The following is a 12,135-nucleotide window of genomic DNA, read 5'->3' as shown; positions in this document are numbered from 1 at the left end:
GGTCCAGGCCCCGGCGAAGCGGAAGACCTCGTGCCGCTGCGACAAGGCTTCAATCCTGCAGCTCATACGTCGCGCAATGAACACCGAGCGGAACCCACCTGCCTCGGGCATCGGTCATTTTTGTCGTCAGTCGTCGCCCTCGGTCCCGCGCGGAAGCCCTGGGGATTCGGTGCGGATACTTGACGCCGTCATCGCAACGGGGTTTTTAAAACCCCGATCTGCTGATGCCGTGCCAGACAAGAACGATGCAGACACTGTTTTCGACGGAAGGAATGCATAGGGAGAACAGTTTCAAGATCTGGCGCGAAACGCTATCTGACCGCAGCCTACCGATCGAGTTGGAGCGGCTCGATGATGTGCCGTTCCAGGCCACGATCGAGACTGCGACTGTGGGGTCCCTTGATCTGACCCGCCTTACGCAAGGCGCCGTGCGCGCAAATACATCGCGCGACATGATTCAGCGTAGAGGTCAGGATGGGACCCTGATCGTGACCTTCCAGCTCGCCGGTGTCCTGACGAGCCTTCAGGATGATCGGTCCTCGGTGCAGCGCGCCGGCGATCTCGTCGTGCTCGACCACCGACCGGGTGTTCTCACAACCAGCGCCGGCCATCAGTCGCTGTATCTGGAGCTTCCCCGCGAGCGGCTCGAAAGCGTGCTCGGGTCGGCTCGGCTGTTTACGAGCATGACCGTCGGGGCGGATGTCGGGGCGCTGTCCCTGGCGCGGACGTTCTTCCTCGATCTGATCAAGATCCGTCGTCAGCTCGCCCCGGATACAGCCATCCGTATGTCGGAGATCGGTATCGATCTGATCGTGGCCTGCCTGGCCGAGCGGCTCGCCCACGAGGCGCCCCGGCCCGTCCACGGCACGCTCGTCGTCCAGCGCGCCAAGGCCTATGTCGAGGCGCATCTGGGCGACCCGAGCCTCGATCCCCCGCAACTCGCCGTCGCAATGGGCGTTTCGCTGCGCCGTTTGCAGGAGCTGTTTCACGAGCGCGGCCAGCACATCTCGGATTGGATCTGGGACCGCAGGCTCGCGGCCGCAGCCAATCGCTTATCCGATCGCGGCTTCGTACATGTGCCGATCGGCACCCTGGCCTATGGATGCGGCTTCGCCAACCAGGCCCATTTCTCCCGCCGGTTCAAGGAGCGCCACGGGTTGGCGCCCCGCGCGTATCGCCAGGCGGCCCTCCTGGGCGCACCGTAATCTGCCCGACCGCTGCCCCGGAGTGGCGGTCTCACGCTCAGCGCCCTCCGGGCTGCCCGCCGGGTGCGGTGCGGCGCGCAATCCGCCGTCCTGCGGGTGGCTCGCGTGCTCGGTCTTGGCTTCGTCGAGGACGGCAGATGCGCGTGCAGGCCGCGGGAGGCGTAACTCCGGGTGCCGGCCGCTCAAGAGCTGCGAGCTGCAATGGGGTTGGGCGAGCCCGGGGATCGACGGAGCAAGCGCCTGCTGGTGGCGGGACGAAAAAGGCGCGCCTATCCGCAAGGCGCGCCCTGAGTTGGTTCCGGTCTCGGGAAGGAACGTCGGCTGAATATGGGTTGATCCTCGAGCGAACAAGGCGCGAGGGCCGATAAGCCCAAGGTGTGGCCGTGTCATGCAATTGTAATATGGATGAGACGACGCCTTCATGCTTCGAGCAGGCCGTGTCGCTCCTCTCGGCAGGGGCTGCGAATTGAGGCCTGCGATGCAGGCAAGCTGGGCCATCGTCCCGCGACGGAAGGAATGATGATGGCGTCGCGGGCTGGTTGCGCCGGGGATCAAACGAAAGGAATTGCTCGCGTCCGTCCGCGAGAAGCACCCCGAGGCATCCGAGACGGACATCGCGCGGGCGGCCTTCTATGCCCTGACGCAGGCCGTGGACGGCAATGCAGGCCCAGCGCAGCGCCTCCGTGATGTCACGCCGACCGAGGGTGCCGCCGGAGAGGGCGGGACGCCGATCCCGGTCACCCGCCGGAGGAAGGACCGGCGCAAGGATGCCCAACGCGATCAGCATCTGGCGCGATGAACTGCCGAGGTCACCGCACCGTCATGGCAGGGGCATAGGGGACGCGCCCTTCAACTGGTGCAACCCGACGGGGCTCCGTGGTCGATTGGTCTGACTACCTCGAAGAAACCCGCCGCCTGTCCGCGGATCGAAGCCGCATGCGGATCTACATCGCCGCGGGGCTGATCGGCATGGGCCTGTTCGGCGCGATCGGCGGGATGCTCCATATCCTGCCGGCCTGACGGCCGAGGCGGCGGGGCTTCAGCCGCATGCCGCGACGAACTTCCGGATCGGCAGGCCCCTCCTGGGCCGGCCCGTCCCGGCGGCTCGCGGTCAGCGCCTCGCCGTATCGAGATCAGCCGCCGCCGCCGTTGCCGGCACCACCGCCGCTGCCGCCGATCGAGCGCGACCCACGGGAGGGCTGGCCGGCATTACCACCCGCAGCAGAACCAGATGAACCGCGTCCGCCGGTGTTGTTCGTGATCGGGATGCCGGTCCGTTTGGCCGATTTCATGTGACGTGAGCGCGCGTCGGCGGGAGTGGTCGTCTGCGTCACAACGAAGGATGACAGGGCTAGGGCGCACGCACCAAGGAGGAGCTTCTTCACGGCGGATCTCCAGTTCAGTCGATCCTGGATAACCCGCGGCAGAAGCATGGTATCCGCATCGTCTCCGCCGCCGCCTCCTATTCCTGAGCTTGTCGGTCGAGGCGGACCAAGTCACGAAACGCCCCGCCTGGCGGGGCCGGCGGGGACCGAGGAAATCGACGCCGAGTCCGCTGCGCCGGCGACCGTCTTCGACCCGCAAAACGGGTTGCAGCAAGACAATTCGATCCTCAAAACGTCGGTCTAATATCGTCGTTCGATTGCCCGATGCGCAACGAAGACCCGCGCCAGCGATGCCGGGCGGGTCTAAGATCAATGCTGTCGGAACCGGTTCATGTGCTCGCAGCTCTCAGGAACGCGGCCCGTTTAGGACTGCGTCTTGAGGTAGGCGATCACGTCGTTGATCTTCTTGTCGTCCGCGATGCCCTGGAAGATCATTTTGTTGCCCGGCACCTTCGCCTTCGGGTTCTTCAGCCATTCGTGGAGGTTGGCCTCGTCCCAGGTGATGCCAGAATTCTTGAGGGCGGCGGAGAAATTGTAGCCTTCGTGGGTGCCGGCCTTGCGCCCGACGACGCCCTTCAAGTCCGGGCCAACACCATTCTTCTGGAAGTTGTGGCACGCCTTGCAAGGGGCGAACGCCTTCTCGCCGGCCGCCGCATCACCGGCCTCCTGGGCCAGTGCTGAGACCGGGATCAGGAACGCGACGACGGCGCCGAAAACGGTTGAACGCATGAATTTCCTCATAGGCCAAGCGAGGTTGATGGCGAGGCGAAGCTTGGCGCAGCCAGAGGTTGACGTTCTCGATAACGGCTTATTCCGGCCCCTCTCTCAACCGGCGCGCGAAGCTGGGCCGAAGCTGCAGCTCGGCTTGCCACAGTCGCATCCGCAGACCGGAACACCGCCGCCGGCCCGTTGAACGCGCCCGCTCGCCGTGCCGACCTCGCGGTGTGACGTTTGCGGTCGGTCATGCCCCGCAGCACCACGGCCGGACTTCAGGTCACGACCCCGACTCAGGAGCATTCGGATCGGTTTGCTGAGCCGAGGGACCAAATGGCCTTTAAGTCTTTCTTGACCGGATTTCGCGTTGACAGGGCAGCCGGTGCTGCTTGGGCCAAGCTGACTGCGTGTGTTGCGGCCGCGTCATCGACAACGGCGCGGTGGCATGGTGCTCATCCGACGTGAGGAGCATCATGAAACGCGTCGTCCTTCTTCTGGCGGTGTCCGCCGTCCTGTCCGCCTGCAACTCGGCCAACCGCCCGGGACGCGGCGAACTCTTCATGAGCGACGCGGATATCGCGGCGAAGGACGAATCGATCTGCCGGGGCTACGGCGCCGAGCCCGGAACGCCCGAGTTTGTGCAGTGCCGGGCGATGCAGGATCAGCGTCGCGACGCTGCGAGGGACGGGCGCCGCAACGGCTGATCCGCGTCATCCGGCGCAAGAGCGCTGCGCAGGATCGCATGTCCCCGCTCTGCCCCACGGCCGGATGACTGCAGTCGGTAGCGGCTGAGGCTCGGGACCGGCTGACGGGTCCGGCGGTCGACCGGACGCGTATCCCTGCCTTCTGGACAGGATTCCCGCCGTCTTCGAGCGCATCCGGGGGCTCCTCGCGTGGTTCCGGCGCCTGCCGGCGCTCTCGGCTTCCGCCCTTCGTCGGGACGACGCCGAGAGGCTCATGGACCGGGCCCGCCCCTTTTAACAGCCGAGCCGGTGGCCGGAGGCCTGCGATCAAAAGGCGGGACCGGACCCGGATCTCTGGTCCGTCAGCCCGGCTGACCGCCCATCCTGGCCTGCATCTGCGACAGCTGCGCGATGTGGAGGTTGATCAACGGCAGCGCCCCTCGGGCGATGCGGCGCAGGCCCGAATCCTCGCCGGACTGGGCGTAGGACCCGTGGATGGTGATCGCCTCCTGATGGCCCTGCAGCGCCTGCGCCACGAACGTAGCATCGTATTGCGGGCCCGGCTGCATCGCGCTGAGCTGGGCGAGAATCTGCGCCTTCTGCGTGTCCGTCGTCATCCCGCCGGGCGGCGGTGCAACTCCGAGCAGGCCACCGGTGACGCCACCCGCCACGCCGACGGCCGTGCCGACCGCAGCTCCTGCCACGGCGACCGGGGCCGCGACGAGGCCGCCGATCAGGCCGCCCGGGCCGGCGGGAGCGGCCGCGGACGGGGCGACGCCGCCCGTATAGGCCCCGAGCTTGCGGGAGAGGTTGACCTGCTCGATCACCTCGGCGCGGGAGAACTTCTTGACCGCCGGGTTTCTGGTCTTCTCGTGCGCGTCGCGGGCGGTATTCTCCAGGAACATCCCGCCGGTCGTGGCCATCTGAAGATAGACGCCCGACGGGATCGCGCCGGCTGGGGTGACCTGGGCGATGGCGGTGCGGGTGATCGCGAGGGCAGCGGTAGCGCCCAGCATCGTGGTGAGGATTTCGCGACGGTGCATCCTGGATAGCTCCGGGTCGTGAGCGGTGCACCGAGGCGTCCAACGTCGCTTGGGTGCCATCCCGCGAACCGAGCGGCTCGACCTTCGTTTCCCGCCCGGCCGATGAGACAAACCGCCACGTGACACGCGGTCCATCCGGCTGGGCAGCCTCCTCATCGCGTCGGTCCCGCCGCCCGGACCAATCCCGGGTCGGCGGGGGAAGTCGGCACCCGTCCAGACGGTCGGATGTCAGCCGGCGATCCGATGCAGGGCACAGAGCTTGTTGCCGTCAGGGTCGCGAAGGTAAGCGAGGTAGATCGGACCCGACGCGCCGCTGCGCTCGCCCGGCGGGTCTTCGATGGAGATCCCGCCATTGGCAACGCCGGCATCGTGCCAGGCCTTGGCCTCCTCCGGGCTGTCCATGGTGAACCCGATGGTGCCGCCGTTCGCGCCGACCGCAGCCTTTCCATCGATCGGCTTGCCGATGAGCAAGCGTCCGCCCCGATGCGCGTAGACCAGGCGTCCTCGCGCGTCCTCGACGCCAGGGGCGCCGCCCGTCGCCGCGAAGAGCGCGTCATAGAACGCCTTCGACCGGGCTATGTCGTTGCTGCCGACCATTACGTGGCTGAACACAAAGGATCTCCGCTATCGTAAGTCATTGAGACTGCAGGACGTATTTTTACTTCCCGCCCCCGCTCTTGTAGGCGTCGATCGCGCGGCGGCAGTTCGGGGACATCTGGCTCATGTTCTTCTTGAAGCAGGCGTCCATTTGCGGGCTGTTCGGGTCGATGCCGGCACAGAACGTGATGGCGTCGCCCGCACAATAGGTTTGCAGATCCTCGTTACCGCGCGTCGCGGTCGGCGCCGCGAGAGCGGGCGACGCGACGGCGATGAAACCGAGGAGGAGAGTGAGTTTGCGCATGTTGGGCCCTGACCGGAGACGTTCGTCCACGCGCTAACGAACCGGGCGGGCATTTTATCCATCCGGCTTTTGGGGCAGGCGCGTGGACCGGTTTGCATCCGGGTTGCGCGGGGGGACCGGATCGCGTCGGTCCGGCCCCTGGATCGGGCGTTTGTCTCAGACCTGGCTGTCGGCGATGGGTTGACCGGCAGCCCTCTCCGCACGGCCGGATCGGGATCTCGCGCGTGGTGCGGCTGCGCCGACAGGACCAGAACAAGGCCGCCGAGCGACGCGCAGGCGTGAGTGTTTTCAAGCTTAGCGAAGGGGGATGATCGGCGGACCCCGCAATTGCCCCGCGCCTCCGTCGCCGCTGCGGTCCGCGGACCGGGAGCGGCCGAACCCCACAGGTGCGTCAGCCTTCCCGCTGCCGAAGGGTTAACGTGCGCCGCGCTGGCTCGATCGACCCGGGCCTTTCAATGGCTCGCCGGGCGCGGCACGCTCGCGCTGATGAAGTGGGCCAAGCCAATCAGATTTGGCCCGGCTGGCATCCGTAGGGCGGCACGGCGCGGGGGAACCGCTCCTTGATCCGTGCGCAGCCCCATGCCCGAAGGGGCTCGGGCAAGCGCCGGTTCACCTCGATCCCGACCTCATCGTAGGGCGACGCGCCGGCCGTCACGTAGCTGTACCAGCGCCATCCGATCGTGCCGGCGCCGGCCAGCGCGACCCCCAAGGCCACCGCCACGGCCAAGCCCATGCGAGATTGAGGACGTCGCCCCTCATGCGCCATGCCACACAGCCCCCTTCGCATTGACCAAAACGATGCCGCTCGGCCGACCGCTCATGCGCAACTGTCCGACCGCACGATCATGTCGCGGCACCGGTTTTTCGTAGCGGTACCGCCGGCGGGCATCGAGCGAGGCGGACGGTGGCTCGCGCTATGCCGTGGCCTCAAGCGGCGGTGCAATACGATGGCCGAAGAAGATGTGGAAAGGACGAAACGATCCTGACGATGCATTCGTTGAAGGCGCCATGGCCAGCATCGCAATCCTGATCGAGACTCCTCAGGGCGCACGCCTCGTCGCCGCGTCTTCCGCGCGTGAGGCTGCGCTCAAGGCCGAATCCGTGATCGCCGGCGTTCCACGGGCCGACCTCCCCATCCCGGTCTCGGTCGAGTGCGCGAGCCCCGGCATGGCTGATCGGCTCATGAACTACTTGGCCGATGTTCAGCTGGAACTGATGCTGTCGGAATTCGTCTGAACACGGCCTAGTCTCTGGCCGGGCGATGATGGGTTGTTGAAAGCCCGCTTATTCCCAAGCGTGGTCGAGAACTTTGCAATATCGCAGTTCTTGCGGCGGACCGGTACGGTCCGGCAGGCGATCATGGGCCGGTTCCCGGCGTCTCGCTGGTGAAGCTGAGGCCGTCGCGTCAGGGGCCGTTCGGCCCCTCGCCCTGGCGACCCAGCATGGCGAGCTAAGCGAGCAGCCGGCTGTTATCCGGGACAGCCTCGTTGAAACCGTGATCGACGCCAGGGAACGAGACGCCCGCATCGAAGTGTTTCAGGGCGAGCGCGACGCGGGGCGGGACCAAAACCTCGCGGCAGACAGGCAGCCCGGGCCGCAGGCTCAACCCTGGGAGCGCAGATTGGGATCGACCGACCTGGCAGGGTAGCGATGGCCATCCGGACGTAGACCGAGAACGTCCATGATCCGGTCCCGGGCCCCGACGTCGGCGATCTGCGCGCCATTCTCCAGCGCGGTGATCAGCTCGGCATCGACCCGAGCGAGCGCGGCCAACGTCTCGACCGAGTAGGCGCCGCGTAGGCGAGCAGCATGAATCTGCGTCGCCAACGCGGCATCCAGAGAGGTCGGCTTGTCGTGTATGTCGCTCATGGGCGACCGGTACGTGAGCGGCCTGGCCGAAGTTTCCCCCGCCGCGTTTTTTGACGACAGGCTACTCCATCCCGGCGGGCCGAGGGCGCGGCAGGCCGAGCTCGGTCAGCCCGAGGAACAGGGCGAGATGTGTCGCGACCGTGAGGGAGGACGCGCAGCCGCTGCCGTTCTCGATCGCCGCAATGACCTCCGGCGCGAGGCAGGCCAGGCGCGCGGCGGCGTCCAAGGACAGACGCAGCCGGCCTCGCGCCGCGCCGGCATGCACGGCGAGGTTGCGCAGTACGACGTGCCGCCGCTCCTCGACCTCATCCATGAGAAGCGCCCACTCTCACGAGGGCCTACGAACCCTCGCTGGGGTGTTACGAGTGTGGCTGCTGCCATTCAACACCCAGAGTTGCACCGTGGCCCTGTTTATCCAGGGCCTTGTGAAACGGACGCGCTGCTGCAGCCCTCTTTCGCGTTCGGCCGCCGAGCAGCTCGTCCATGGCCTTCGGCCGGACAGCGTGCGCCGTCGGCAACCGCGCCCGGCACGGATACAGATTTCATGAAGGATCAAAAACAGTTTTCGGCGCGTTTCTCCAAGATCCATTAGCGAAAATCTGGATTTGCGCCATGGGTTTGACTGCTTTCGTGGTTTTCGTCGTCCCGTGGGTGGTGATGGCCATATGGCTGACGCGCTCTCCGCAGCTCCTCCGTCTGGGCGCGCCAGCAGCTCCATGGCGGCCGCTCACAAAGCATAAGGATCCGCCCCGGAACCAGCGCCGTGAGACCAGCCGTTACAACGCCGGGACTAACGACGGATCGGGTCCCACCGGTGGCGACAAGCACAGCCCGATGGGGACACCCCAGGGCGGCCAATTGAGCCAAAGCGTCGAGCCGACCGAGCCCCACGAATAGGCGGCCGCGGGCCGTTGAGGCGGAGGCCGGCCGATCAAGGCCGAGCGGGCTACCTCTTCACTCGGTGGAGGGGCCGCCCCGCGGTGACCCGGGCCGGTGCGGCCCGGGAAAACCCGACCGTCTCAGGCAGCGCGCACGGTGGCGAGGAAGCCCCCGACCTCGGCCGCGAGGTGCTCAGATTGCCGCGAGAGCTCCGAGGCCGACCCCAGCACCTGGCTCGCTGCCGCGCTGGTCTCCTCGGCCGCCCTGGCGACGCCGGAAATGTTGCTGGTCACCTCGCCGGTGCCCGCCGCTGCCTGGCCGACATTGCGCACGATCTCCTGGGTGGCCGCACCCTGCTGCTCGACCGCCGCGGCGATCGAGGTCGCCACGCCGCTGATCTCCTGGATGCGCGCCGTGATCGAGCCGATCGCCGTCACGGCGCCGCCGGTCGAGGCCTGGATCCGCGCGATCTGGCCGGATATGTCGTTGGTCGCTTTCGCGGTCTGCTCGGCCAGCGCCTTCACCTCTGAGGCGACCACCGCGAAGCCCTTCCCGGCGGTGCCGGCGCGGGCCGCCTCGATCGTGGCGTTGAGCGCCAGCAGGTTGGTCTGGCCGGCGATCGACGAGATCAGCCCGACGACATCGCCGATCCGGCCGACCGCTGTGCTCAGCTCCTGAACCAGCGCGCCGGTCTGATCCGCTTCGCTGACGGCGAGCCGCGCCAATTCGGCCGAGCCGCTGACCTGCCGGCCGATCTCCTGCACGGACGAGCCCAGCTCCTCGGCGGCGGCTGCCACGGTGTTCACGTTCGAGGACGCCTCCTCCGCGGCCGCCGCCACCGTCATCGACTGGCTGGCGGTCTCGGTCGCGGTCGCGGTCATCGTTTGAGCGGTGCTCTGCAGTTTCGCGGCCGACGCGGATACCAGGCCGATGATGCTGCCGACGGCCGCCTCGAAGCCATCGGCCATCTGGCGCATGCCGGCCTTGCGCTGTGCCTCGGCGGCCAGACGCGCCTGGGCCGTCTCGGCTTCCAGCGCCTGGGTGCGGATCAGGTTGTCCTTGAACACCTGCGCGGCCGCCGCCATCGTGCCGATCTCGTCGCGGCGCTCGGCGCCCAGCACCTTGCGGCTGAGATCCCCGGCGGCGAGACCGGTCATGAACTCCGTCATGGCCCGCAACGGCCGCACGACGCTGCGGCCGATGAGCGTGGCCAGGATGCCGATCAGGGCCGCGACGATAGCCGCCCCGCCGAGCAGACGCATCAGGGTCGGGCGCATCTGGGCAGCCGTGTCGTCCGCATAGATGCCGGAGCCGATGATCCACCCCCAGGGCGCGAAGCCCCTGACGTAGGAGATCTTCGCAACCGGCTGGTCGAGGCCCGGCTTGGGCCACAGGTATGGGACGAAGCCCGCGCCCGATTGCTTCACCAGCTCGACGACATCCAGGAACACGTGCTTGCCGGCCGGGTCGACGATCCCGCCGATGTCTTTGCCGATCAGCTCGGTCTTCGGATGCGATACCATGCGCGGTTGCATGTCCTGGATCCAGAAGTACTCGCTTCCGGCGTAGTGCAGGCCTTGAACCGCCGCCACGGCTGCGTGCTGCGCCGCATCGCGGCTCATCCGGCCGGCGCGCTCCTCGCCCTCGAAATAGGTGAGAACCCCCTGCGCGGTCTCGACGAGGTCGCGGGTCTTCAGCTCGCGGGCATCCGTGACCGTTTGGGACATATCCCAGGTCGACAGCCCGATCAGGACCGCCATGCCGCCCAGGGCGGTCAGCGTCATGGCTTGTATGCGCGTGCCGATGCGAAGTGCCATAAGATCCTACCGCGAGCTGCGCCGAGGCCGCGCATGCGTGAGCGTGCCATGGCGCGTCGCGCCCGGCCCGGCGCCTTAACGCGCGATATGGCCGTCCGCACCTCACAGCAGAGCTACGACAGAGGTCTATGGCCAGTGGCGGTTAATGAACTCTAATACACGCCACAAGTTAGGCATCGAATATATGTATTGTTCCGAACAGGATGGCATTTGTAGTACTATACTTTAGGTCGTCACAGGGGCGTTGTTTCGCTCGTTCAGGCTCGTTCAGGCTATCGCTTGATACGCCACCAGGCCCGATCTCGGGGCGCCGCGATCCCGCCGCGCCCTTCGCGCCCTCACGCCGGATCGGGCCCTGCGGGTGCGATGGGACAGGCGACGGACGGCCGGCGGTGCCGTCGCCGACAAGGCGATGGCCGCGTTCGAGGCCCGCCGACGCCTTGCTCGAACCGGGTCGGAGCTTTTCCATCCCACTCAGGCGAAGTGAGCGGGCAGGCCCAGCGCCTGCGCGTAGGTCATCAGCGCGACAGCGCCGCCGATCAGGGCCGCGGCTATGGTGATGCGGTTCGTCCAGGTCATCGTCGTCTCCATCGGGTTCGCGACTGCCGTCGCGGTGTGAATCCGATGTAGGCCCAGGCTTTCCGGGCCGACGTGTTCCGGAACACGCCTGAGGCGGATGCCGTTTCGGGCCATCCGGAGGGCTTCGGCACCCGCTTCGCAGATGGTCTCCTGGCCGGACGGGATGGCGATCAGCGGTGGGCGGACGGAGTGGACGGTCCCGGCCGTCAGGCGGCTCGACCCGGAACAGGAGGGCGGCAGCCTTTTCGGCGCGCCTGGGCCGGACAGGATCCTCGCCGATCCCCACAGGCCCGGCCGGCGTCGTGCGCGCGCCGGGCGGAGCGCCTGGACCCGGCAGGATGGGGCGTGAGACCTTCCCCGCGCCGGACCTGCGCGGTCAAAGCCTCCGGGCCATACGCGCGCCCCCCTGTGCCAGCGCCTGAGAGCGCTTATCAGTCCCTCTTCCAGCGTCTGAGGAGCCTTTTCATGAAGCGCCCGCTGACCACCAACTTCGCGGCGCCGGCCCCGAGCTCTGCGCCCGAGCTCGACCCGTCGCCGGCACCCTCCTGGCGCGAGGCTGCCCCCATCGTGGCCGCCCTGATCAGGACGCTCGAGGCAATCGAAGCCGGACCGAAGGCTGGACCCGCCATGCGAGCCCACCGCTCCGCGATGCGTCGCCAGGGCGAGGCGGCTGCCGCGCTGGGTGGATCCGAGGCCATGCGTGATGTCCTGGAGCAGATCGCACAGATCGACCCCGCCCGCGCCGCGCAGCGTCTCGAATACGTCCGCGAGGCCTGGACGGATCTGCCCGCCTGGCGCCCATAGTCTTAGGCCCAGGCCCGCACACGAAAACGGCGGGGCTCGCACCCCGCCGCAGATCCGTCAGTTTTCGATCGGTCGCCCGCCAGGGGCCGGCGGCTCAAATGCCGAACAGCACCCCGGCCGAACCGGCCACCGTCATCGCCAGGCCGCCCGCGAAGGCGCCGATCATCGCGTAGGAGAAGCCCTTCAAGACCATAGCGTGCGCTCCATTCCTCGTGCGGGGGCCTCAGCGAGGCCCGTCGAAACCATCTGCAATGAC

At 67.5% G+C, this 12,135-nt stretch carries 15 protein-coding genes; 6 read left to right on the top strand and 9 right to left on the bottom strand.

Annotated elements, in window-relative coordinates; genetic code table 11:
* Positions 1–245 precede the first annotated feature (245 nt).
* From BMZ47_RS11635 to BMZ47_RS28545, 3 genes are all read left to right on the top strand, one after another.
* On the top strand, positions 246–1,205 hold the full coding sequence (locus BMZ47_RS11635) for a helix-turn-helix domain-containing protein (protein ID WP_091862192.1): 960 nt from the start codon (positions 246–248) through the stop codon (positions 1,203–1,205).
* 565 nt (positions 1,206–1,770) lie between these two features.
* Positions 1,771–2,004 carry a hypothetical protein gene (locus BMZ47_RS11630; protein WP_244536800.1) on the top strand — a complete coding sequence of 78 codons (234 nt, stop codon included), beginning with the start codon at positions 1,771–1,773 and terminating at the stop codon, positions 2,002–2,004.
* A 77-nt stretch (positions 2,005–2,081) separates the two neighbouring features.
* Entirely contained in the window at positions 2,082–2,225 is a 144-nt protein-coding gene (locus tag BMZ47_RS28545; protein WP_167369035.1) for a hypothetical protein, read from the top strand.
* Positions 2,226–2,338: 113 nt separating this feature from the next.
* On the opposite strand, the gene BMZ47_RS11625 is transcribed toward BMZ47_RS28545, so the two are convergent.
* Positions 2,339–2,590 carry a hypothetical protein gene (locus BMZ47_RS11625; protein WP_081496991.1) on the bottom strand — a complete coding sequence of 84 codons (252 nt, stop codon included), beginning with the start codon at positions 2,588–2,590 and terminating at the stop codon, positions 2,339–2,341.
* A 363-nt stretch (positions 2,591–2,953) separates the two neighbouring features.
* Positions 2,954–3,319, bottom strand: coding sequence for a c-type cytochrome (locus BMZ47_RS11620; protein WP_091862185.1), 366 nt, complete (start codon positions 3,317–3,319; stop codon positions 2,954–2,956).
* 458 nt (positions 3,320–3,777) lie between these two features.
* On the opposite strand from BMZ47_RS11620, the gene BMZ47_RS11615 reads away from it, so the two are divergent.
* Complete coding sequence (locus BMZ47_RS11615; RefSeq protein ID WP_091862183.1) at positions 3,778–4,008, top strand: hypothetical protein; 231 nt, start codon at positions 3,778–3,780, stop codon at positions 4,006–4,008.
* 341 nt (positions 4,009–4,349) lie between these two features.
* Here the strand turns inward: BMZ47_RS11615 and BMZ47_RS11610 are convergent, their stop codons facing one another.
* From BMZ47_RS11610 to BMZ47_RS11595, 4 genes are all read right to left on the bottom strand, one after another.
* Positions 4,350–5,030 (bottom strand): DUF4142 domain-containing protein, encoded by a 681-nt coding sequence (locus BMZ47_RS11610; RefSeq protein WP_091862180.1) that lies wholly within the window; start codon positions 5,028–5,030, stop codon positions 4,350–4,352.
* 228 nt (positions 5,031–5,258) lie between these two features.
* Positions 5,259–5,642, bottom strand: a complete 384-nt coding sequence (locus tag BMZ47_RS11605; RefSeq protein WP_091862177.1) for a VOC family protein — start codon at positions 5,640–5,642, stop codon at positions 5,259–5,261.
* Positions 5,643–5,688: 46 nt separating this feature from the next.
* Entirely contained in the window at positions 5,689–5,931 is a 243-nt protein-coding gene (locus tag BMZ47_RS11600) for a hypothetical protein (protein WP_007563528.1), read from the bottom strand.
* Positions 5,932–6,436: 505 nt separating this feature from the next.
* Positions 6,437–6,664, bottom strand: a complete 228-nt coding sequence (locus BMZ47_RS11595; RefSeq protein WP_007563526.1) for a hypothetical protein — start codon at positions 6,662–6,664, stop codon at positions 6,437–6,439.
* Positions 6,665–6,939: 275 nt separating this feature from the next.
* On the opposite strand from BMZ47_RS11595, the gene BMZ47_RS11590 reads away from it, so the two are divergent.
* A complete protein-coding gene (locus tag BMZ47_RS11590; RefSeq protein ID WP_091862174.1) occupies positions 6,940–7,167 on the top strand; it encodes a hypothetical protein in 228 nt (75 codons plus the stop codon).
* A 366-nt stretch (positions 7,168–7,533) separates the two neighbouring features.
* Here BMZ47_RS11590 and BMZ47_RS11585 read toward each other — a convergent pair whose 3' ends face one another.
* From BMZ47_RS11585 to BMZ47_RS11570, 3 genes are all read right to left on the bottom strand, one after another.
* Positions 7,534–7,758, bottom strand: a complete 225-nt coding sequence (locus tag BMZ47_RS11585; protein ID WP_208601041.1) for a helix-turn-helix domain-containing protein — start codon at positions 7,756–7,758, stop codon at positions 7,534–7,536.
* Positions 7,759–7,861: 103 nt separating this feature from the next.
* Positions 7,862–8,113 (bottom strand): hypothetical protein, encoded by a 252-nt coding sequence (locus BMZ47_RS11580; protein WP_007563520.1) that lies wholly within the window; start codon positions 8,111–8,113, stop codon positions 7,862–7,864.
* Between the two features lie 706 nt (positions 8,114–8,819).
* The gene (locus tag BMZ47_RS11570) at positions 8,820–10,496 is read right to left on the bottom strand and encodes a methyl-accepting chemotaxis protein (RefSeq protein WP_091862167.1); all 1,677 of its coding nucleotides are present in this window, start codon (positions 10,494–10,496) and stop codon (positions 8,820–8,822) included.
* A 1,044-nt stretch (positions 10,497–11,540) separates the two neighbouring features.
* Between BMZ47_RS11570 and BMZ47_RS11560 the strand changes: the two genes are divergently transcribed.
* Complete coding sequence (locus tag BMZ47_RS11560) at positions 11,541–11,879, top strand: hypothetical protein (RefSeq protein ID WP_007563513.1); 339 nt, start codon at positions 11,541–11,543, stop codon at positions 11,877–11,879.
* Positions 11,880–12,135: the final 256 nt, after the last annotated feature.

It is taken from the genome of Methylobacterium brachiatum (assembly GCF_900113845.1).
Classification (GTDB): domain Bacteria; phylum Pseudomonadota; class Alphaproteobacteria; order Rhizobiales; family Beijerinckiaceae; genus Methylobacterium; species Methylobacterium brachiatum.
The sequence above is the reverse complement of the archived record's forward strand: the minus strand, read 5'-3'. Positions and strand labels throughout refer to the sequence as shown.

Coding starts and splice junctions, on each gene's coding strand:
- BMZ47_RS11590 (WP_091862174.1), top strand. CDS start 6,940: ATGGCCAGCATCGCAATCCTGATCGAGACTCCTCAGGGCGCACGCCTC.
- BMZ47_RS11620 (WP_091862185.1), bottom strand. CDS start 3,319: ATGCGTTCAACCGTTTTCGGCGCCGTCGTCGCGTTCCTGATCCCGGTC.
- BMZ47_RS11635 (WP_091862192.1), top strand. CDS start 246: ATGCAGACACTGTTTTCGACGGAAGGAATGCATAGGGAGAACAGTTTC.
- BMZ47_RS11580 (WP_007563520.1), bottom strand. CDS start 8,113: ATGGATGAGGTCGAGGAGCGGCGGCACGTCGTACTGCGCAACCTCGCC.
- BMZ47_RS11600 (WP_007563528.1), bottom strand. CDS start 5,931: ATGCGCAAACTCACTCTCCTCCTCGGTTTCATCGCCGTCGCGTCGCCC.
- BMZ47_RS11570 (WP_091862167.1), bottom strand. CDS start 10,496: ATGGCACTTCGCATCGGCACGCGCATACAAGCCATGACGCTGACCGCC.
- BMZ47_RS11560 (WP_007563513.1), top strand. CDS start 11,541: ATGAAGCGCCCGCTGACCACCAACTTCGCGGCGCCGGCCCCGAGCTCT.
- BMZ47_RS11595 (WP_007563526.1), bottom strand. CDS start 6,664: ATGGGCTTGGCCGTGGCGGTGGCCTTGGGGGTCGCGCTGGCCGGCGCC.
- BMZ47_RS11610 (WP_091862180.1), bottom strand. CDS start 5,030: ATGCACCGTCGCGAAATCCTCACCACGATGCTGGGCGCTACCGCTGCC.
- BMZ47_RS11615 (WP_091862183.1), top strand. CDS start 3,778: ATGAAACGCGTCGTCCTTCTTCTGGCGGTGTCCGCCGTCCTGTCCGCC.